Origin of the sequence: Streptomyces sp. NPDC021562 (genome assembly GCF_040640875.1) — a bacterium.
GTDB lineage: Bacteria > Actinomycetota > Actinomycetes > Streptomycetales > Streptomycetaceae > Streptomyces.
On record NZ_JBFACN010000018.1, the window covers coordinates 172,694 to 193,128 of the forward strand.

Annotated in this window: 15 protein-coding genes and 1 pseudogene; 10 read left to right on the forward strand and 6 right to left on the reverse strand. The window is 72.0% G+C overall.

The window, feature by feature from the left end:
- Positions 1-14: 14 nt before the first annotated feature.
- Positions 15-1,712 carry a histidinol-phosphatase gene (locus AB0G52_RS27240; RefSeq protein ID WP_361339528.1) on the forward strand — a complete coding sequence of 566 codons (1,698 nt, stop codon included), beginning with the start codon at positions 15-17 and terminating at the stop codon, positions 1,710-1,712.
- A gap of 13 nt (positions 1,713-1,725) precedes the next feature.
- Here the strand turns inward: AB0G52_RS27240 and AB0G52_RS27245 are convergent, their stop codons facing one another.
- The 4 genes from AB0G52_RS27245 to AB0G52_RS27260 are packed head-to-tail and all read right to left on the reverse strand — an operon-like array spanning position 1,726 to position 5,504.
- Complete coding sequence (locus AB0G52_RS27245; protein ID WP_132887662.1) at positions 1,726-2,181, reverse strand: MaoC family dehydratase; 456 nt, start codon at positions 2,179-2,181, stop codon at positions 1,726-1,728.
- A gap of 14 nt (positions 2,182-2,195) precedes the next feature.
- Positions 2,196-3,701 carry a long-chain fatty acid--CoA ligase gene (locus AB0G52_RS27250; protein ID WP_361339531.1) on the reverse strand — a complete coding sequence of 502 codons (1,506 nt, stop codon included), beginning with the start codon at positions 3,699-3,701 and terminating at the stop codon, positions 2,196-2,198.
- A 10-nt stretch (positions 3,702-3,711) separates the two neighbouring features.
- A complete protein-coding gene (locus tag AB0G52_RS27255; RefSeq protein ID WP_132887139.1) occupies positions 3,712-4,587 on the reverse strand; it encodes an amidohydrolase family protein in 876 nt (291 codons plus the stop codon).
- Complete coding sequence (locus tag AB0G52_RS27260) at positions 4,587-5,504, reverse strand: SDR family oxidoreductase (RefSeq protein WP_132887138.1); 918 nt, start codon at positions 5,502-5,504, stop codon at positions 4,587-4,589. Before AB0G52_RS27260 ends, AB0G52_RS27255 begins: the two co-directional genes overlap by 1 nt.
- 214 nt (positions 5,505-5,718) lie before the next feature.
- Here AB0G52_RS27260 and AB0G52_RS27265 point away from each other — a divergent pair, with 214 nt between their 5' ends.
- Complete coding sequence (locus AB0G52_RS27265) at positions 5,719-6,138, forward strand: MarR family transcriptional regulator (protein ID WP_132887661.1); 420 nt, start codon at positions 5,719-5,721, stop codon at positions 6,136-6,138.
- On the forward strand, positions 6,135-6,905 hold the full coding sequence (locus AB0G52_RS27270) for an IclR family transcriptional regulator (RefSeq protein ID WP_132887137.1): 771 nt from the start codon (positions 6,135-6,137) through the stop codon (positions 6,903-6,905). The genes AB0G52_RS27265 and AB0G52_RS27270 overlap by 4 nt, the downstream gene beginning before the upstream one ends.
- A 103-nt stretch (positions 6,906-7,008) precedes the next feature.
- On the opposite strand, the gene AB0G52_RS27275 is transcribed toward AB0G52_RS27270, so the two are convergent.
- Positions 7,009-9,675 carry an FAD/NAD(P)-binding protein gene (locus AB0G52_RS27275; protein WP_207921639.1) on the reverse strand — a complete coding sequence of 889 codons (2,667 nt, stop codon included), beginning with the start codon at positions 9,673-9,675 and terminating at the stop codon, positions 7,009-7,011.
- A gap of 261 nt (positions 9,676-9,936) precedes the next feature.
- On the opposite strand from AB0G52_RS27275, the gene AB0G52_RS27280 reads away from it, so the two are divergent.
- Both AB0G52_RS27280 and AB0G52_RS27285 read left to right on the forward strand, forming a co-directional pair.
- Positions 9,937-11,184, forward strand: a complete 1,248-nt coding sequence (locus AB0G52_RS27280) for an Ig-like domain-containing protein (protein WP_361339536.1) — start codon at positions 9,937-9,939, stop codon at positions 11,182-11,184.
- A 169-nt stretch (positions 11,185-11,353) separates the two neighbouring features.
- On the forward strand, positions 11,354-12,739 hold the full coding sequence (locus tag AB0G52_RS27285; RefSeq protein ID WP_132887135.1) for a glycoside hydrolase family 16 protein: 1,386 nt from the start codon (positions 11,354-11,356) through the stop codon (positions 12,737-12,739).
- A gap of 54 nt (positions 12,740-12,793) precedes the next feature.
- Here the strand turns inward: AB0G52_RS27285 and AB0G52_RS27290 are convergent, their stop codons facing one another.
- The gene (locus tag AB0G52_RS27290) at positions 12,794-13,690 is read right to left on the reverse strand and encodes an AraC family transcriptional regulator (protein WP_132887134.1); all 897 of its coding nucleotides are present in this window, start codon (positions 13,688-13,690) and stop codon (positions 12,794-12,796) included.
- Positions 13,691-13,835: 145 nt separating this feature from the next.
- Here AB0G52_RS27290 and tkt point away from each other — a divergent pair, with 145 nt between their 5' ends.
- The 5 genes and pseudogenes from tkt to AB0G52_RS27315 all read left to right on the forward strand — a co-directional run.
- On the forward strand, positions 13,836-15,926 hold the full coding sequence (gene tkt, locus AB0G52_RS27295; RefSeq protein ID WP_132887133.1) for a transketolase: 2,091 nt from the start codon (positions 13,836-13,838) through the stop codon (positions 15,924-15,926).
- Positions 15,927-15,958: 32 nt separating this feature from the next.
- The gene (tal, locus tag AB0G52_RS27300; protein WP_132887132.1) at positions 15,959-17,101 is read left to right on the forward strand and encodes a transaldolase; all 1,143 of its coding nucleotides are present in this window, start codon (positions 15,959-15,961) and stop codon (positions 17,099-17,101) included.
- Positions 17,101-18,669, forward strand: coding sequence for a glucose-6-phosphate dehydrogenase (gene zwf, locus AB0G52_RS27305; RefSeq protein WP_132887131.1), 1,569 nt, complete (start codon positions 17,101-17,103; stop codon positions 18,667-18,669). The genes tal and zwf overlap by 1 nt, the downstream gene beginning before the upstream one ends.
- Positions 18,666-19,601 carry a glucose-6-phosphate dehydrogenase assembly protein OpcA gene (gene opcA / locus AB0G52_RS27310; protein ID WP_132887130.1) on the forward strand — a complete coding sequence of 312 codons (936 nt, stop codon included), beginning with the start codon at positions 18,666-18,668 and terminating at the stop codon, positions 19,599-19,601. The genes zwf and opcA overlap by 4 nt, the downstream gene beginning before the upstream one ends.
- Positions 19,594-20,435, forward strand: a pseudogene (locus AB0G52_RS27315) (glucose-6-phosphate isomerase); the annotation flags it as partial. The gene opcA and the pseudogene AB0G52_RS27315, both read left to right, overlap by 8 nt.

Here is a 20,435-nt window from a genome sequence, read left to right on the forward strand (position 1 = left end):
CGAGGATCATCTTCATGACCGAGCAGCAGCTGCCCACCTGGGCCGACCCCGCCGTCTCCGCCGCCGAGCTGGACGCCCAGGGCATGTCGAGGCGCGGACTCCTGCGCCGCGCGGGCCTGTTCGGCGCCGCGTTCGCCCTCGGCTCCGCCGCCACCCCCGCGGTCGCCGCCTCCCCCGCCCGGCCGCGCCTCGGCGGCGCCGACCCGCGCCTCGCCTACCTGGTCGGCGACCACCACGTCCACTCCGTGTACAGCCACGACGCCAAGTACACGTTCACCCAGCAGGCCCGGGCCGCCGCCACGTACGGCCTGGACTGGATGGTGTTCAACGAGCACTCCAACTTCGGACACGCCCACTACGGCGCCGAGCTGGAGCACGCGGAGATCCTCAAGGCCCGTGCGGCGAACCCGCGCCAGCTGATCTTCCAGGGCCTGGAGTGGTACATCCCGGCCGCCGAGCACTGCACGGTGTTCGCCGCGCCCGGGCCGCACGAGACCGACCTGCTGACCCAGTTCGAGCTGGCCTACGACGGCAAGCTGCTGAACTACACCGAGGGTTCCGCCGGCGCGGCCGACACCGCCCGCAACGAGGCGCACGCGGTCAAGGCCATCCAGTGGCTGGCCGAACAGCGCCGCACCGGCTACGTCGACGACGTCCTCGTGCTCGCCAACCACCCGCTGCGCCTCGGCATCGACTCGCCGCACGAGCTGCGCAACTGGCGGGACGCAGGGTGGGGCGGGGGGAACGAGGAGGCCGCCGAGATCATGATCGGCATGGAGGGCGCGCCCGGCGCCCAGGGCGCGGCGATCCCGGGCTGGCGCGGTGCGACCTCGATCCGCGGCGAGTACGAGAACAAGCCCTCCGCCCAGTCCTGGGCGGGCTATCCGGCGGACGCGTACCTCACCTACGGCGGCTTCGACTGGGCGACGGCCACGGTCGGCGGCCTCTGGGACGCGATGCTGTCGGAGGGGCGCCTCTTCACGATCACCACGAACTCCGACAACCACCGCACGGTCTTCGACACCTGGAAGAACGGCGACTGGCCGGCCGGGCAGAACTTCGACAACACCGGCAAGCTGCCCGACCCGGTGAACACCGACACCCCGCAGCCCGGCAGCGACTTCTGGCCCGGCGAGTTCAGCCGTACGCACGTCGGCGTCACCCGCTACGGGTACCGCGCGGTGATGGCGGGCCTGCGCGCGGGCCGGGTCTGGCTGGACCACGGGCACCTGCTCGACGGTCTCGAGGTCCGGCTGAAGCGGGACTGCGACCACGGTGACGGTGTCACCCTCGGCGGACGGCTGCGGGTCCGCAAGGGCGAGCGGCTCACCCTGAACGTGACGGTGACGACCGCGTCCCGGGTCAACGCCCAGGGGATCCTGCCCCAGTTGGCGCACGTCGACGTCATCCGGGGCGCGGTGCGCGGTCCGGTCGCGGACCGCGACACCTGGCGGGCGCCCGACACGAGGGTCGTCGGGTCGAAGGACGTGTCCGGCCGCAAGGGCACCTACACCCTGCGGATCCCGCTCACCGTGGGCGACGAGTCCTGCTACGTCCGGCTGCGCGGCAGCGACGGCAACCGCCACGGCACGGGCTACCTGGGTGCCTCGATCGACCCGCACGGGCCGATCCCCCACGAGCCGGGCAACGGCGACCCGTGGGCGGACACGTGGTTCTACTCGAACCCGATCTTCGTGGACGTGGTGGACTGAGCTCGACGGAGCCTTACGCGTAGAACCGCGACAGGCTCTGCAGCACCGCGGCGGGCTTGGTCGCGCCCTCGATCTCGATCGTCCCGTCGACCGCGATCTGGACCCCGCCCGGCACGTCCTCGACCTCCGCCAGGCGGGCGGCCAGCCGGATCCGGGAGCCGACCTTCACCGGCGCGGGGAAACGCACTTTGTTCAGGCCGTAGTTGACCTTGGTGGTGACACCCTGGACGTCGAGCAGCTCGGTGAACAGGGGGATGAACAACGACAGGGTGAGGTAGCCGTGGGCGATCGGGGCGCCGAAGGGGCCCGCGGCCGCCCGCTCGGGGTCGACGTGGATCCACTGGTGGTCGCCGGTCGCGTCGGCGAAGGTGTCGATGCGTTCCTGGGTGACCTCGATCCACTCGCCGGTGCCCAGGTCGCTGCCCGCGAGCTTCTTCAGTTCGTCGAGACCGTTGACGGTGACGCCCATGTCGCTTTCCTTACTCATGAGGTGGTGCCGTAGCGCTTGCGCACCCGGGACTTGAGGAGCTTGCCGGAGGCGGTGCGCGGGAGTTCGTCCGCGAGCACCACCGATTTGGGGAGCTTGTACTTGGCGAGCCGGCCGGACAGCGAGGCCAGCACCTCGTCGGGGTCGAGGTCGGCGCCCTCCCGGGGCACCACCACCGCGCGCGGCACCTCGCCCCACTTGTCGTCCGGCACCCCGATGACCGCGCACTCCACGACGTCGGGGTGGGCGAGGAGCAGGTCCTCGATCTCGGCGGGGTAGATGTTCTCCCCACCTGAGATGATCATGTCTTTCAGGCGGTCGACGATGTAGACGTAACCGTCCTCGTCGACGCGGGCCGCGTCCCCGCTGCGGAACCAGCCGTCGGCGAAGGAGGCCGCCGTCTCCTCCGGCAGCCCCCAGTAGCCGGACATGACGTGGGGGCCGCGGACCACGACCTCGCCGGGCTCGCCGACGTCGACCGGGGTCAGGTCGGGCCGTACCACCCGGACGTCGCTGAAGAAGTGCGGCACGCCCGCCGAGCCCGCCTTGCCGACGGCGTGCTCGGCGTCGAGGAAGAGGGTGCCGGGCGAGGCCTCCGTCATGCCGTAGCCCTGGAGGAAGGTCAGGCCCCGCTCCTGGTACGCGGCGATCAGCGGGGTGGGCACCGGGGAGCCGCCGCAGGTGAGGATGCGCAGGGAGGAGAGGTCGGCGTCCGGCCAGCGCGGGTGCCGGGCCACCTGGTCGAACATGGTCGGCACCCCGAACATGAAGGTGATCCGGTGCTGTTCGATCAGGTCCAGGGTCGCGGCCGGGTCGAAGGACTCCACCAGGACACACGCGCCGCCCTTCAGGAGGACCGGCAGGGTGAGCATGTTGAGGCCCGCCGTGTGGAACAACGGGGCGGAGACCAGGGCGCGTTCGTCGGCGATCAGGTCGGTGTCGACCAGCACGTTGAGCGCGTTCCAGGTGAGGTTCCCGTGGGTGAGCATGGCGCCCTTGGGGCGTCCTGTCGTCCCCGAGGTGTACATGATGACGCAGGTGTCGTCGGGGCCGACGGGCTCGTCGATCGGGTCGTCGGCCGCCCCCGCGAGCAGCTCCTCGTACTCGGGGCCGACTTCGACGTAGGTGCGGACGTCGCTGGTGCCGGGCAGGCCCGCGACGAGACCGGTGTGCGAGGGGCCGTAGAGCAGGGCCTTGGCTCCGGAGTCGGAGAGCTGGTAGGCGATCTCGGGGCCCGCCAGGCGGGTGTTGAGCGGGACGAAGACCGCGCCGAGGGTGCCGGCCGCGAACAGGGTCTCCAGGTAGGCGGGGTGGTTGGGGCCGAGGTAGGCGATGCGGTCGCCGCGGCGGACACCCCGGCCGCGCAGGGCGTGGGCGAGGCGGGTGGTGCGCTGGTGCAGGGTGCGGTAGTCGGCCGCCCGGCCGTCGTGCACCAGCGCCGTACGGTGCGGGGTCTTGCGGGCCCGGCGTGCGGGCCAGGACCCCAGTCCCTCGTTGCGCATCTGCGACCCCTTACGGCTTGGTCAGCCCGAGCAGACGGGCGGCGTTCTCCTTGAGGATCTTCGGCCGGACCTCGTCCTTGATCGGCAGCTTCGCGAAGTCGGCGAGCCAGCGGTCGGGGGTGAGGACGGGGAAGTCGGAGCCGAACAGGACCTTGTCCTTGAGCAGTGTGTTCGCGTACTGCACGAGCTGCGGCGGGAAGTACTTCGGGGACCAGCCGGACAGGTCGATGTGCACGCCCGGCTTGTGGGTGGCGACGGCGAGGGCCTCGTCCTGCCACGGGAAGGAGGGGTGCGCCAGGATGATCTTCAGGTGCGGGAAGTCGGCGGCGACGTCGTCGACGTGCAGCGGGTTCGAGTACTTCAGGCGGATCCCGCCGCCGCCCGGGACGCCCGCCCCGATGCCGGTCTGGCCGGTGTGGAAGAGGGCGATGGCGCCGGTCTCCTCGATGACCTCGTAGAGGCCGTAGGCCACCGCGCGGTCGTTCGGGAAGAAGCCCTGGATGCTGGGGTGGAACTTGAAGCCCTTCACCCCGTACTCCTCGACCAGCCGGCGGGCCTGCCGGATGCCGGCCTTGCCGCGGAAGGGGTCCACGGAGGCGAAGGGGATCAGCACGTCGGAGTTGGCCGCGGCGGCTTCCGCGACCTCCTCGTTGGGGACCGGCGGGGTGCCGGTGGCGGACTCGGCGTCCACCGTGAAGATCACGGCGGCCATGTTCCGTTCCCGGTAGTGGGCGGCGGTCTCCTCGATCGTCGGCTTCCGCTTGCCCTCGACCTTGAAGTAGGCGGCGGAGGCGTCGTGCAGGTCGTCGTCGAGGGAGGCGTGGCCCCGGGAGGAGACCTCGGCGTGCGTGTGGACGTCGATCGCCGTCAGTGCCTCGATGTCCATCACGCCTCCGGCAGCTTGGGCGCGGGGATGCCCACGGACTGGAGTTCGGCGCCGACCGAGGTGGGGAAGGCGTCGGCGAGGGTCTCCGGGGTCCAGCCGCCGTCGGCGTAGGCCGCCCGGATCTCCTGCGGGTGCGACCAGAGTGCCACCTTGTCGCCGCCGATGCCGATGGCCTGACCGGTGATCCCCCGGGCGGCCTCGGAGGCCAGGAAGGGCACGAGGGCCGCGCAGTCCTCGGGGGTGCCGAAGCCCTCGCCCTTGCGCAGGAAGTCGGGGAGCGGCTCGCCGGCGCGCATCGCCTCGACGTAGGGGGCGAAGGCGGGGATGGTCTCGGTCATGGCGGTGGCGGCCACCGGGACGATCGCGTTGACCGTGATGTTCGCCCGGCCCAGCTCCATCGACCAGGTACGGGCCATGGCCGCGATGCCCGCCTTGGCGGCGGCGTAGTTGGTCTGGCCGAAGTTGCCGCGCTGCCCCGCCGGGGAGCCGACCAGGATCAGGGTGCCGCCGTCGCCCTGCTCGCGCATCCGCACGGCGGCGGCGCGGGCGCACGTGAAGGTGCCCTTGAGGTGGGTGGTGACGACCGCGTCGAAGTCGTCGTCGGTCATCTTCCACAGCACCTTGTCGCGCAGGATGCCCGCGTTGGTGACCAGCACGTCCAGGCGGCCGAACTCCTCGACGGCCCGGTTCACGAGCCGGTCGGCAGCCTCGGCGGTGCCGACCGGGACCACCTCGGCGACGGCGGTGCCGCCGGCTTCCGTGATGGACTTCACGGCCTGCTCGGCGACGGCCTCGTCCACGTCGTTGACGACCACGGACGCGCCGTGGGCGGCGAGGGCGTGCGCGTAGGCGAGGCCGAGGCCCCGGCCGCTGCCGGTGACGACGGCGGCCTTGCCGGTGAGATCGATGGTGGGCACGGCTGGTCCCTTCACGTGGGTCGCATGGGTGCGGCTGCGAGATCGAAGCTAAGAGCAATAATTGTTGACGTCAATAGTTGTTGCCGTCCCACGGGTGCGTCATGCTGGAATCCGTGCCACCGACCGCCCCGCCGCCGGGGCCCGTACCAGGGAGCCCGCCATCGCCCGCCAGCACACCGAGAAGACGCCCGCCATCGACGCCGACGAGCCGTGGATGCGCGGGCTGCACGCGGACACGGGCTACCTGCTGTACCGCCTCGGCCTGCGGTCGGGACAGCTGTTCAACACGTTCCTGCAGGAGTCGGGGCTGCGGCTGCGCCACTACGCGGTGCTGCGGTTCCTCGCCACGTCGCAAGGGGTGCTCCAACGGGAGCTGAGCACCCGGCTCGGCTACGACCCGAGCGCGATCGTCGGCCTGGTCGACGACCTGGAGAAGCAGGGCCTCGCCGAGCGGCGCCCCGCCCCCGACGACCGCCGCAGCCGGATCGTCGTCCTCACGGAGAACGGGAGGGCCTTCCTGCGGGACACCGACGAGGCGGGCCGGCGGGTGACGAACGACCTGCTGGCCCCGCTCGGCCCCGCCGAGCGCGAGGCCCTCCACGCGCTCCTGCTGCGCGTCGCCGACCGGCCATGACCACCGTCGCCCGCTCCGCGCCGGACCGGCTGCTGGCGGTCCTGGCCGCGTTCGACCACGGGCACCCGGCGCTGACCCTGACCGAGATCAGCCGCCGGGCCGGGCTGTCGCTGACCACCGCGCACCGGCTGGCCGGCGCGCTCACCGAGTGGGGCGCGCTGGAGCGGGACGCGGAGGGTCTCTACCACGTGGGGCTACGGCTCTGGGAGCTGGCGGCGCTCGCTCCCCGGGGTCTCGCGCTGCGCCAGATCGCGCTGCCGTACCTGGAGGACCTGTACGAAGCCACGCACGAGAACGTGCAGTTGGCGGTGCGGGACGGCACCGAGGTCGTCTACATCGAATGGCTTTCGGGGCGTTCCGCGGTGGGGGTGCACATCCGGGTGGGCGCGCGCTGGCCGCTGCACGCGACGGGCGTGGGTCTCGCGCTGCTCGCGCACGAGCCGCCCGCCTTCCAGCAGGACTACTGCGCGGGCCCGTTGGCCGCCTTCACGCCGTACACCATCACGGACCCGGCCCGGCTGCGCCGGTCCCTGGCCGAGGTGCGCCGCACCGGAGTGGCGGTGAGCAGCCGTCAGGTCACCGACGACGCGCTGTCGGTGGCGTCCGCGGTGCGCGGGGCGACGGGGCAGGTGGCCGCGGCCGTCTCGGTGGTGGTGCCCCAGGCGGACGCCCAGGTCCCGGCCCTGATCCCGGCGGTACGCCTGGCGGCCCGCGGCATCTCCCGAGCCCTGGGCTGGCACCCACCACCCACCGTCGACGACGGCTAGCCCCCACCGCCGTCCACGGCCGTGAAGCCCCGGCGGCAGCGCGGCTGCTGGATGGGGGTGGCCGGCCGAGGGCGGCGGGGCGGGGTCGGGGGGTGGTCGTTGTTCAGGAGGGCAGGGTTGCGCGCAGGCGGCGGTCGCGCGGGGTGCCTCGGCGGTTCAGGCGGGTGTCCAGGAGCCGGCGGGCCGCGTCGCAGCGGCCCGCCGCGACCAGCGCGTACAGCAGGGTCTCCTCGACCACCTCGCGCTGGGCCGCGCTGCCGCCGACCCTGGCCAGCACCGGCAGCAGGGCGTCGAGCCCCCGGGCCGCCTCGTGGAACCGCTCCTCGACCAGTGCCGCGAACGCCTCGCACAGCGGAGCGATCACCTCCCGTTGCACCGGATCGGCACCCGCCGCGTGGTCGCGGAGCCGGTGCAGCGCCGGCAGGTCCCCGGCGGCGGTGAGGGCGACGGCCGCGTGCAGCGCGGTGAACGCGGTGGCGGGCCGTTCCAGCACCTCCCGGGCCACCGAGTCGAGCACGTCCGTCGCCGGCAGCTCGCCCTCCCAACTGTCGCTGAGCCGGGCCCGCCACAGCAGCGACCCCGAGTCCACCAGCGCCCGCAGGCCACGCACCCGGCCCGGCGCGAGCTGACCGAACCAGCGGCGGCGCACGGCACCCGGGTCGTCGAGGGCGAGTTCGTGCAGGGCGATGTGCCAGGAGAAGTGCGCCCGGTGCACGGCCCCCCGGCCCCGCCCGGCCACCCACCCGTCGAGCCAGTCCCGGCCCGCCTCGTGCGCCCCGGACTCGTAGTGGACGTGGGCGAGGGCGTGCACCGCGTGCCCGGAGGCGGGCTCGGCGGCCAGCGCTCGGTGGGCCAGCTCCCCCGCCTCGTGCAGCCGTCCCTGCTCCTGGCGCAGGAAGGCCAGCAGCGAGGTGTGGAACCAGTGTCCGTCGTACACGGGCGAGGTCAGTTGGAGCAGCCGCAGGGCGTCGGCGTCCTGGAGATCGCTCACCCCGGAGAACGCGATGGTCGGCACGGCCGCCGCGAGCGCCAGCGCGTCCCCCGGGTGCTCCCGCAGATGCCGTACGAGCGCCCCGTCCCCGTCGTCACCGGTCACCCGGCGCGTCACCACGTCCACGAAGGACCGCTCACGCTCGTCCGCGCGCTCCCTCGCCGCGCGCTGGGCGTCGGCGAGGGCGCGGGGCACGTCGACGGCGGCGGCGCACTCGTGGCCGAGCAGGGCGAGGGCCGCGTGGCCGAGGGCGAACCCGGGGTCCAGCGCGACCGCGCGGGCGAAGGCGTCCTCCGCGCCGGAGCGCACCTTGAGGACCCGGTCGAGCCCGCTGCGGTAGGCGGCGGCCGCGTCGGCGTGGGTGGACAGGGGCTGCCCGTGACCGTCGACGGGACGCCGCCCGGCCCGCCTGCGCTCCGGTGGCGGCAGCAGCTGCTGTGCCAGCTCGGCCGCCTGGACCCGGATCTCGGGTATCGCGGTGGTCTCCCACAGTTCGCCCCGGCGCGGCGCCCCGAGCGTGAACAGGGGCAGCCCGGTACGGCCACGGGCGTCGAGGAGCCGGCCGTCGCGGGTGGCCGCACCCATGCCGAGGGGGCCGGGGACGGCCGCGCCCGACGCGAACAGCCGCTGCCACAGCGGGTCGTCGAGGCGGCGGCCGGGGCCGGTGCAGTCGACGACCCAACCGACGCCCAGGGTACGGCCGTCGGAGAGCTCGACCGCGAGACCACCGGTCCCGGCGGCCGTCACCCGCGTGACCGTGCCGGTGTGGACCTGGAGGCGGCGGGCGGTGCGGGCGCGGGAGACGTGCTCGGCGGTGGCGGGCGCCATCCGGTGGCGGTGGGTGTTCCACAGGGCGCCCTCGCGGGCCAGGAAGTCCTCGCGCTCCTGCGGGGTGAGACTGCGCCACAGCCGTGCGGTGTGCGGACGGAGACTGTCCAGGGCGGGGCGCCAGTCGCCGTGGGTGCGCACGGAGCGGCTGACGTGGCGCCAGACCACGCGGCGCAGCCGGCCCAGCGAGGTGTCGTCGAGGCCGTCCGGTGCGGGCATGGCGCCGGCCGGGCCGAGAGCGTGCGCCTGGGGCAGCAGTCCGTTGCGGGAGAGGGCGTGCAGGGTGCGCCCGGGCCGGTCGAGGCTCAGGGCGAGGTCGACCGCGGTCAGGCCGGTGCCGACCAGCAGGATGTCCTCGGGGCTGTCCCGTAGGGGGTCCAGGGCGCCCGGTGCCCAGGGGGCACCGACGAACCGGGGCGAGGTGCGCAGCGCGGCCGGCGCCCAGCGGGCGGTGGCACCCGCGGGACCGGTGGCCAGGACCGCGCCGTCCACCGTCACGGGTCCCCCGGCGGCGAGCTGGAGCTCCACCCGGCCGTCGGGGGTGCCGGTACAGCTCTGCGCACGGGTGCGCAGCCGGCGTACCGCGACCGTGCCGTGGGCCCGGACGAGGGCCTGGCCGAGGGTGTCGGCGAGGTAGGCGCCGTAGCGGTAGCGGGTGGCGAAGTCGGCGCCGCTGACGGTGGGTTCGCCGTGCCGGCACAGCCAGCGGACGAAGTGTCCGGGGTCGTCCGGGTAGGCGCTCATGGCGCCCGCGGGCACGTTGAGGCGGTGCCGGGGGTCGCGGGTGGCGTAGGCGGTGCCCCGGCCCGCCTCCGGGGCCGGGTCGATCAGGACGAGGTCGAGCGGAGTCCGGCGGCGGTGCGCGCTCTCGCAGAGCTGGACGGCGGTGAGGGTGCCCGCCGCCCCCGCTCCCACGATGGCCACGCTCTGCCGTGTGCGGACGTCGGTCACGGAACACCTCCGGCGACTGGGCGAGCCCGGTGTTTCCGGCGCGTTCCTCCCGGGCGTTCACACTGTGTTCAGGATCGGGGGCGCGGACAACCCGGGTTCCGGCCGACTCCTCCGGGGGGGACCCGCCGGTCCCGCCGGCCCCCGCTCCGCATCCCCGCTCCTCATCGGAATCTCAGGGACGACCCCCGTGATTCAAAGGTGCCGCCCATACAACGGGCGCAGGATGCCCTGACACAGGTGGACAAGTCAGGAAGGCGTGGCGTGGGCGTCCAGCACATATCGAACCGGTCCGGACGGCAGTCGGGGAAGTGGTCCCGGCGCGGGATCCTCGCCGCTCTGGGCGCGGTCCCCGCGGGTGTGGCACTGGCCGGATGCGGTTCCCCGGCGGACGCCTCGGCCGCGCCGGACGGCAAGGGTGCCACGGCCTCGGCGAAGCCGGTGACCAGGAAGGCGACGATCACGGTCACGCCGGCCTCGGGCAGCACGAAGGCCGGCTTCACCAGCCCGGTCGAGGTCACCGTGACCGACGGCACGCTGGCCTCCGTCACGGTCGAGGGCAACGACGGCTCCACCCTGGCGGGCTCCTTCGACGCCGCGAGGACGAAGTGGACGTCGGCGAGGAACCCGTACTCGGGCACCAGGTACACGGTGACCGCGAAGGCGCGCGGCGCGGCCGAGGAGGCGGTGGCCACCTTCACCACGAAGTCCCCCGGGGAGACGTTCGTCGGCTACTTCACGCCGGAGGCGGACTCCACCTCCGGCGTCGGCATGCCGGTGTCGGTCAACTTCACCCACGCCGTGTCCGACCGGGCCGCCGTCCAGAAGGCGATCACCGTGACCGCCGAGCCCGCGGTGGAGATCGTGGGCCACTGGTTCAGCGACACCCGGCTCGATTTCCGCCCCGAGACCTACTGGGCGCCCGGCACGAAGATCACGCTGGGCCTGCGGCTCAAGGACGTACAGGGCGCGGACGGCGTCTACGGCGTCCAGTCCAAGGACGTCACCTTCCACATCGGCCGTGGGCAGATCAGCACGGTCGACCTGGCCACCAAGGAGATGACGGTCAGGCGCGACGGCTCGGTGATCGCCACCTACCCGGTCTCGGGCGGCGACTCCGACCACACGACCTGGTCCGGGATCATGGTGATCAGCGAGCGGTTCAAGCAGACCCGCATGGAGTCCTCCACGGTCGGCCTCGGCGACGAGTACGACATCTCCGACGTCCCGCACGCCCAGCGCCTGACCACCTCCGGAACCTTCGTGCACGGCAACTACTGGGCGTCCACCTCGGTGTTCGGGCACAAGAACACCAGCCACGGCTGCGTCGGCCTGCACGACGCGAAGGGCGCGAACGACACGTCCGTGGACGGCTACAAGTTCTACGACAGCTCGATGCTCGGCGACGTCGTGATCGTGAAGAACTCCGGCGAGAGGACCGTGGAGCCGTCGAACGGCCTCAACGGCTGGAACCTGTCGTGGGCGGACTGGAAGGCGGGCAGCGCCGTGTAGCGCACGCCCGACTTCAGCGCGTGAACTCGGTTGGGGAACAAAGTGATTCTTTGTTTTAACTCTTGACGGCCGCAGGCACGGGGAGCACATTGGGCCCACTTTGAGAGCGCTCTCAAGAGCTCTCGAAGACACCCGCGCTCACTCCCCCCGTACCCCGAGAGGCACCCCCATGAGCGAAACCTCCGGTATATCCAGACGGCGGCGGGCTCTCGTCGCCGTCCTGAGCACCCTCGGTCTGGCCGCGGCCCTCGCGACCGCCGCCACCCTCCCTGCCAGCGCCTCCGCGCCCGGGGTGCCGTCCGGCTGGAGCCAGGTCTTCCTCGACGACTTCAACGGCGCCGCGGGCACCGGCGTCAACACCGCCAACTGGCAGTACGACACCGGGACCTCGTATCCCGGAGGCGCCGCCAACTGGGGCACCGGCGAGGTCGAGCGGATGACCTCGTCCACCAGCAACGTCGCCCTCGACGGCAGCGGCAACCTGAAGATCACGCCGGTCCGCGACGCGGCCGGCAACTGGACGTCGGGCCGGATCGAGACCACCCGCACCGACTTCCAGCCCCCGGCCGGCGGCAAGCTGCGCGTCGAGGCGCGCATCCAGATGCCCGACGTCACGGGCAACGCGGCCCTCGGCTACTGGCCGGCCTTCTGGATGCTGGGCGCCCCGTACCGGGGCAACTACCAGAACTGGCCGGGCGTCGGCGAGCTGGACATCATGGAGAACGTCAACGGCATCAACAAGACGTGGGCGACCATGCACTGCGGCACGAACCCGGGCGGCCCCTGCAACGAGACGACGGGGCTGGGCAATTCGACCGCCTGCCCCAACACCACCTGCCAGTCCGGCTTCCACACCTACACGATGGAGTGGGACCGCTCGGTGAGCCCGGAAGCGATCCGCTTCTACGTCGACGGCGTCAACTACCAGACCGTGACGGCCAGTCAGGTCGACGCCACGACCTGGGCGAACGCCACCAACCACGGGTTCTTCGTCATCCTGAACGTGGCGATGGGCGGCGGCTTCCCGGGCGCCTTCGGCGGCGGCCCCACCAGCGCCACGGAGTCCGGCCACCCGATGGTCGTGGACTACGTGCAGGTCCTCCAGTCCGGTGGGAGCGGTACCACTCCCCCGCCCACCGGCAACCGGGACGCGTACAGCCCCATCCAGGCCGAGTCGTACGACAGCCAGTCCGGGGTGACCGCCGAGACCACCACCGACACCGGCGGCGGCCAGGACATCGGGTACGTGGCCAACGGCGACTGGGCGCTCTACAAGGGCGTCAACTTCGGCTCCACGGCGGCCACCCAGTTCTACGCGAGGGTGGCGAGCGGCGCGGCCTCCGGGGTGAGCGGCCTGGTCCAGGTCCGGCTCGACAGCCCGTCCAACGCCCCCGTCGGCAGCTTCGCGGTGGCCAACACGGGCGGCTGGCAGACCTGGACGACGATCCCGGCGAACATCGGCTCGGTCACGGGCACCCACGACGTCTATCTGACCTTCAGCAGCGGCCAGCCGGCCGACTTCGTCAATGTGAACTGGTTCGACTTCGGGCACTGACCCACGAGGCGGGCACGCGGCGGCGCCGGGGAACTCCCCGGCGCCGTCGCCGTGTCAGCGCAGCTCCGCCCGGAACGCCACCGGGGTCTGCCCGGTGTGCAGCTGGAAGAACTTGGAGAAGTTCGCCGCGTCGGGGAAGCCGACGGCCGCGCCGACGCGGCCGATGGGCAGGTCCGTGTGGGCCAGGAGGCGCTTGGCCTCCAGCACGACCCGCTTGTCGATGAAGCCCTTCGGGGTCTGACCGGTCGCGGCGCGGACCGCGCGGACCAGGGTGCGCCGGGAGTAGCCGAGGGCGTCGGCGTAGGCGCTGACGCTGTGGTTCGTGGCGAAGTCCTTCTCCACCGCGTCCCTGAAAAGGGTGAAGGTGGTATCGGCCTGACGGCGTGCCGCCTCCGCCGAACTGGCCGCGAGGTGGGCGAGGCGCAGCAGCAGCGCGGTGAGGGAGTGCCGCAGCACCGAGGCATGGAGGGACGGAGGGAGGGTATCGGCGTCCTCGTACTCGCGTTGCAGGTTCGCCAACGCCGCCTGCAACGCGCTGAGCTGCGGTCGGTCGGGGTGGAGCAGGGGTGGCAGGTCGTAGCGGTACAGGCCGGTCGCCTCCACGATCGCGCGCGGCAGGAAGCCGGGCTGCATGGTCAGGACGGTTCCGCGGTACTCGCAGGTCGGCGAGAAGCGGTGCACCTGCCCGGGCCTGATCCAGAGCAGATCGCCGGCGCCCGCCTCGTACTCGGCGAAGTCGATCATGTGGCGGACCGGGCCCGCGGTGAAGAGCATGACCACGTGGAAGTCGATGCGGTGCACCCGCTCCAGCGGGGCGTCGGCGTGCCACCGGCGCCCGGATCCCATCGGGCCCACCTGCATGCCGACACCGCCGACGCTCAGATCCACCGGGAAGGGGAAGGTTCTGATTCCGTCACCGTCACCCGCCGCGCCGGGCGTTCTGTCCGCCATGTCCTTCTCGTGCCGTCCCTGTCGAAGATCCGTGTCCCACTTTCACCACAGACTGACACACCCCGACCTTCCCTCCATTAAGTCAGACTTTTACTTTTGAACGCGTCAGGCCAGCCAGAACGCTTCGAACGAGGACTTCTTGAAGATGAGCACGCAGACAGCAGCCGGCTTTGACGACGGCTTCGAGTGGACCGACCTCGACCGGCGCGCCGTGGACACGGCCCGCCTTCTCGCGGCCGACGCGGTGCAGAAGGTCGGCAACGGACACCCGGGCACCGCGATGAGCCTGGCCCCGGCCGCGTACACGATCTTTCAGAAGGTGATGCGTCATGACCCGGCCGATCCGGAGTGGACCGGCCGCGACCGGTTCGTCCTCTCCCCCGGGCACACCTCGCTGACCCTCTACACCCAGCTGTTCCTCGCCGGGTACGAGCTGGAGCTCGACGACCTCAAGGCCTTCCGCACGCACGGCTCGAAGACCCCGGGCCACCCCGAGTACGGGCACACCGCCGGTGTCGAGACCACCACGGGACCGCTCGGCCAGGGCGTCGCCAACGCCGTGGGCATGGCCATGGCCGCCCGCTACGAGCGCGGCCTGTTCGATCCGCAGGCCCCCGAGGGCACCTCCCCCTTCGACCACATGATCTGGGCGATCGTCTCCGACGGCGACCTGGAGGAGGGCGTCTCCGCGGAGGCCTCCTCGATGGCCGGCCACCAGAAGCTCGGCAATCTCGTCTTCGTCTACGACGACAACCACATCTCCATCGAGGGCGACACCGCGACCGCCTTCTCCGAGGACGTGCTCAAGCGGTACGAGGCCTACGGCTGGCACACCCAGCGCGTCGAGCCCACCGCCGAGGGCGACGTGGACCCGCGGGCCCTGTACACGGCGCTGAAGGCGGCGCAGGCCGAGACCGGACGGCCCTCGATCATCGCGATGCGCACGATCATCGCCTGGCCCGCCCCGAACGCGCGGAACACCGAGGCCGCCCACGGCTCCGCGCTCGGCGCCGACGAGATCGCCGCCACCAAGCGCCTCCTCGGCTTCGACCCGGAGCAGTCCTTCCAGGTGGACGCCGAGGTGCTGGCCCACACCCGCCGCGCCCTGGACCGGGGCGCCGAGGCGCACGCGGCCTGGGACAAGCGCATCGCCGAGTGGCGCACCGCGCGGCCCGCGCAGGCCGCGCTCTTCGACCGGGTCGTGGCCGGTCAGCTCCCCGAGGGCTGGGAGTCCGCGATCCCCGTCTTCGAGGAGGGCAAGGCGGTCGCCACCCGCGCCGCCTCCGGCAAGGTCCTCCAGGCACTCGGACCGGTGCTGCCCGAGCTGTGGGGCGGCTCCGCCGACCTCGCGGGCTCCAACAACACCACCATCGACAAGACGTCCTCCTTCCTGCCCGCGGGCAACCCGCTGCCCGAGGCGGACCCGTACGGCCGTACCGTCCACTTCGGCATCCGCGAGTTCTCGATGGCCGCCGAGATGAACGGCATCGCCCTGCACGGCAACACCCGGATCTACGGCGGCACCTTCCTGGTGTTCTCCGACTACATGCGCAACGCCGTGCGGATGTCGGCGCTCATGCAGCTCCCCGTGACCTACGTCTGGACGCACGACTCCATCGGCCTCGGCGAGGACGGGCCCACCCACCAGCCCGTCGAGCACCTGGCCGCGCTGCGCGCCATCCCGGGCCTGAACGTCGTCCGCCCGGCCGACGCCAACGAGACCGCGACGGCCTGGGCCGAGATCCTGAAGAGGCACGCCACGCACCCGGCCCCGCACGGGCTCGCGCTGACCCGCCAGGGCGTGCCGACGTACGCGCCGAACCCGGACGCGGCCAAGGGCGGCTACGTGCTGCGCGAGTCGTCGACCGAGACCCCGGAGGTGGTCCTGATCGCCACCGGTTCCGAGGTGCACCTCGCCGTCGCGGCCCGCGACCTCCTGGAGGCCGAGGGGACCGGCACCCGGGTGGTGTCGATGCCGTCCGTGGAGTGGTTCGAGGAGCAGCCGCGCGAGTACCGCGAGAGCGTCCTGCCGCCGGCCGTGCGGGCCCGGGTCGCCGTGGAGGCCGGGATCGGCCTGACCTGGTACCGGTTCGTCGGCGACGCCGGCCGGATCGTCTCCCTGGAGCACTTCGGTGCCTCCGCGGACGCCGGCACCCTGTTCGCCGAGTTCGGCTTCACCCCCGAGAACGTGGCGGCCGCGGCCCGCGAGTCCCTGGCCGCCGCCCGCACCGCCTGATCGACCAGCCAGAAACAGTTCAGTAGAGGAAGATGATCACTGTGACCGAAGCAACCGCCACCGCGGGAGCACTCAAGCGCCTCTCCGACGAGGGTGTCTCGATCTGGCTGGACGACCTGTCGCGCAAGCGGATCAGCACCGGCAACCTCGCGGAGCTGGTCGCCACGAAGAACGTCGTGGGCGTGACCACCAACCCCTCGATCTTCCAGGCCGCCATCGGCTCGGGCGAGGGCTACGAGGAGCAGCTCGCCGACCTCGCCGTGCGGGGTGTCACGGTCGACGAGGCCGTGCGGATGATGACCACCCAGGACGTGCGGGCCGCCGCCGACGTGCTGCGCCCGGTGTACGACGCGACGGGCGGCCGGGACGGCCGGGTCTCCATCGAGGTCGACCCCCGCCTCGCCCACGACACGGCGGCCACGGTCGCCGAGGCCCGCCAGCTGGCCTGGCTAGTCGACCGCCCCAACGTGATGATCAAGATCCCGGCGACCAGGGCGGGGCTGCCCGCGATCACCGAGGTCATCGCCCAGGGCATCAGCGTCAACGTCACGCTGATCTTCTCCCTGGACCGCTACCGCGAGGTCATGGCCGCCTACCTGACGGGCCTGGAGCAGGCCGCCGCCAAGGGCCTGGACCTCGCCGCGATCCACTCCGTGGCGTCCTTCTTCGTCTCCCGCGTCGACGCGGAGATCGACAAGCGGCTGACCGTGCTCGGCACGGACGAGGCGCTGGCGCTGAAGGGGAAGGCCGCGCTGGCGAACGCCCGGCTGGCCTACCAGGCCTACGAGGAGGTCTTCGGCGGCGCCCGCTGGACCGCGCTCGCCGGTGCGAAGGCCAACAAGCAGCGTCCGCTGTGGGCCTCCACCGGTGTGAAGGACCCCGCGTACAAGGACACCCTGTACGTCGACGAGCTGGTGGCACCGGGCACCGTCAACACCATGCCCGAGGGCACGCTGAACGCGACCGCCGACCACGGTGACATCCACGGCGACACGGTGACCGGCGGCTATGCGCAGGCCCGCGCGGATCTCGCGGCCGTCGAGAAGCTGGGCATCTCCTACGACGAGGTCGTGGGCAAGCTGGAGGACGAGGGCGTCGCCAAGTTCGAGGTGGCCTGGCAGGAGTTGCTGGACGCCGTCACGAAGTCCCTGAACAGCAAGGGAGTCGATGCGTAATGAGCGAGACAGCCAAGGACGTGCGGGTGCCGGTGGCGCCCGCCGCGGACTGGGACAACCCGTTGCGCGACGCGCGCGACCGACGGCTGCCGCGGGTCGCGGGACCGTCCGGTCTGGTCATCTTCGGGGTGACCGGCGACCTGTCCCGCAAGAAGCTGATGCCGGCCGTCTACGACCTGGCCAACCGCGGACTGCTGCCACCGGGCTTCTCGCTCGTCGGCTTCGCCCGCCGGGACTGGGAGGACCAGGACTTCGCCCAGGTCGTCCACGACGCGGTGCGTGAGCACTCCCGGACCCCGTTCCGCGAGGAGGTCTGGCAGCAGCTCGCCGAGGGCATGCGCTTTATCCCCGGCGACTTCGACGACGACACCGCGTTCAAGCAGCTCAAGGCGGCCGTCGACGAGCTGGACAGCTCCCGGGGCACCGGCGGCAACTTCGCCTTCTACCTCTCGGTGCCGCCGAAGTTCTTCCCGAAGGTCGTCCAGCAGCTGAAGAAGGTCGGTCTCGCCACCCCGCCCAAGGGGGCCTGGCGGCGCGCGGTCATCGAGAAGCCGTTCGGCCACGACCTGGCGTCGGCGCAGGACCTGAACGCGGTCGTGCACGACGTGTTCGACCCCGACCAGGTGTTCCGCATCGACCACTACCTGGGCAAGGAGACCGTCCAGAACATCCTGGCGCTGCGCTTCGCCAACCAGATGTACGAGCCGATCTGGAACCGGTCGTACGTCGACCACGTCCAGATCACCATGGCCGAGGACATCGGCATCGGCGGCCGCGCCGGCTACTACGACGGCATCGGCTCGGCCCGTGACGTCATCCAGAACCACCTGCTCCAGCTGATGGCGCTGACCGCCATGGAGGAGCCGATCGCGTTCGACGCGGACGCGCTGCTCACCGAGAAGCTGAAGGTGCTGAAGTCGGTGCGGCTGCCCGACGACCTGGGCCGGCACACCGTGCGCGGCCAGTACGCCGCGGGCTGGCAGGGCGGCGAGAAGGTCATCGGCTACCTCGACGAGGACGGCATCGACCCGAAGTCGAAGACCGACACGTACGCGGCCGTCAAGCTGGGCATCGAGAACCGCCGCTGGGCGGGCGTCCCCTTCTACCTGCGCACCGGCAAGCGGCTGGGCCGCCGGGTCACCGAGATCGCGGTGGTCTTCAAGCGGGCCCCGCACTCCCCCTTCGACTCCACGGCCACCGAGGAGCTCGGCGCGAACGCGATCGTCATCCGGGTCCAGCCCGACGAGGGCATGACCGTCCGGTTCGGCTCCAAGGTGCCGGGCACCTCGATGGAGATCCGGGACGTGACGATGGACTTCGCGTACGGCGAGTCGTTCACCGAGTCCAGCCCGGAGGCGTACGAGCGGCTCATCCTGGACGTGCTGCTCGGCGACGCCAATTTGTTCCCCCGTCACCAGGAAGTGGAAGAGTCCTGGAAGATCCTCGACCCGATCGAGACGTACTGGGCGAAACATGGCAGGCCCGCGCAGTACGAGTCGGGCAGCTGGGGACCCAAGGAAGCGGACGAGATGCTCGCACGAGACGGACGGAGCTGGCGCAGGCCATGAAGATCGACCTGACCGACACCACGGCAAGCAAGATCAACAAGGCGTTGGTGCAGGGTCGCCGCGCCATCGGAACCCCTGCGGTGGGCATGGTCCTGACGATGGTGATCGTCACGGACGAGGAGAACGCCTACGACTCCATCAAGGCGGCCGAGGAAGCCTCGCACGAGCACCCCTCGCGCACCCTGGTCGTCATCAAGCGGCACGCCCGCACCCTGCGCGACCGCACCGCCTCCCGGCTGGACGCGGAGGTCCGGGTCGGCTCCGAGGCCGGCACCGGCGAGACGGTCGTGCTGCGCACCTACGGCGAGGTCTCCGACCACGCCGACTCCGTGGTGCTGCCGCTGCTGCTGCCGGACGCCCCGGTGGTGGTGTGGTGGCCGGTGGAGGCCCCGGACACCCCGTCCAAGGACCCGCTCGGCGCGCTCGCGCAGCGCCGGATCACCGATCTGTACGCGGTCGAGCGGCCGATGCAGGTCCTGGAGACCCGCGCCCGCAACTACGCGCCCGGCGACACCGACCTCGCCTGGACCCGGCTCACCCTGTGGCGCTCCATGCTGGCCGCCGCCCTGGACCAGGCCCGGGTCACGGTGACCTCGGCGGCCGTCGAGGCCGAGGCCGACAACCCCAGCGCCGAACTCCTCGCCCGCTGGCTGGAGGCGCGCCTCAAGGTCACGGTGGACCGCGTGGTCTCCGAGGGACCGGTCGTCACGGCGGTGCGCCTCGGCACCGCGAACGGCGACATCGTCATCGACCGCCCCGAGGGCCCGCTCGCCAGCCTGACCCTGCCGGGCCAGCCGCCGCGCACCCTGGCCCTCAAGGTCCGCCCCACCTCCGAACTGATCGCCGAGGAACTGCGCCGCCTCGACGCCGACGAGATGTACGCCATCGCCCTGCGCGCCGAGGGCACCAAGGAGGCCGTCTCCCATGCCTGACACCCCCGAACTCACCCACCGGCCCGAGTGGGCCGCCCTGGAGGACCACCGCGGTCAGGGGCAGCCGGTCCTGCGTGAGCTGTTCGCGGCCGACCCGGCGCGCGCCGAGCGCTACGTAGTGCGGGTCGGCGACCTGTACATCGACTACAGCAAGCACCTGGTCACGGACGAGACCCTGGCCCTGCTCCAGGAACTGGCCACCGCGACCGACGTGTTCGGGCTGCGGGACGCCATGTTCCGTGGCGAGAAGATCAACATCACCGAGGGCCGCGCGGTGCTGCACACGGCGCTGCGCGCCCCGCGGGACGCGGTGGTCGAGGTCGACGGCGAGAACGTCGTACCGCGGGTGCACGCGGTCCTGGACAAGATGAGCGCCTTCGCCGAGCGGGTCCGCTCGGGCGAGTGGACCGGCCACACCGGCAAGCGCATCCGCAACGTCGTCAACATCGGCATCGGCGGCTCCGACCTGGGTCCCGCGATGGCCTACGAGGCCCTGCGGGCCTACACGGCACGGGAGTTGACGTTCCGGTTCGTGTCCAACGTGGACGGCGCCGACCTGCACGAGGCCACCCGTGACCTGGACCCGGCGGAGACCCTGTTCATCGTCGCCTCCAAGACGTTCACCACGATCGAGACGATCACCAACGCGACCTCGGCCCGCACCTGGCTGCTGAACGGGCTGGGGGGCGACGAAAAGGCGGTGGCCCGGCACTTCGTGGCCCTCTCCACGAACGCCGAGAAGGTGACGGACTTCGGCATCGACCCGGACAACATGTTCGAGTTCTGGGACTGGGTCGGCGGCCGCTACTCGTACGACTCCGCCATCGGCCTCTC

Coding starts and splice junctions, on each gene's coding strand:
- AB0G52_RS27255 (WP_132887139.1), bottom strand. CDS start 4,587: ATGGACATCGAGGCACTGACGGCGATCGACGTCCACACGCACGCCGAG.
- AB0G52_RS27270 (WP_132887137.1), top strand. CDS start 6,135: ATGACCACCGTCGCCCGCTCCGCGCCGGACCGGCTGCTGGCGGTCCTG.
- AB0G52_RS27290 (WP_132887134.1), bottom strand. CDS start 13,690: ATGGCGGACAGAACGCCCGGCGCGGCGGGTGACGGTGACGGAATCAGA.
- opcA (WP_132887130.1), top strand. CDS start 18,666: ATGAAGATCGACCTGACCGACACCACGGCAAGCAAGATCAACAAGGCG.
- AB0G52_RS27250 (WP_361339531.1), bottom strand. CDS start 3,701: ATGCGCAACGAGGGACTGGGGTCCTGGCCCGCACGCCGGGCCCGCAAG.
- AB0G52_RS27285 (WP_132887135.1), top strand. CDS start 11,354: ATGAGCGAAACCTCCGGTATATCCAGACGGCGGCGGGCTCTCGTCGCC.
- tal (WP_132887132.1), top strand. CDS start 15,959: ATGATCACTGTGACCGAAGCAACCGCCACCGCGGGAGCACTCAAGCGC.
- AB0G52_RS27240 (WP_361339528.1), top strand. CDS start 15: ATGACCGAGCAGCAGCTGCCCACCTGGGCCGACCCCGCCGTCTCCGCC.
- AB0G52_RS27265 (WP_132887661.1), top strand. CDS start 5,719: ATGCGCGGGCTGCACGCGGACACGGGCTACCTGCTGTACCGCCTCGGC.
- zwf (WP_132887131.1), top strand. CDS start 17,101: ATGAGCGAGACAGCCAAGGACGTGCGGGTGCCGGTGGCGCCCGCCGCG.
- tkt (WP_132887133.1), top strand. CDS start 13,836: ATGAGCACGCAGACAGCAGCCGGCTTTGACGACGGCTTCGAGTGGACC.
- AB0G52_RS27245 (WP_132887662.1), bottom strand. CDS start 2,181: ATGGGCGTCACCGTCAACGGTCTCGACGAACTGAAGAAGCTCGCGGGC.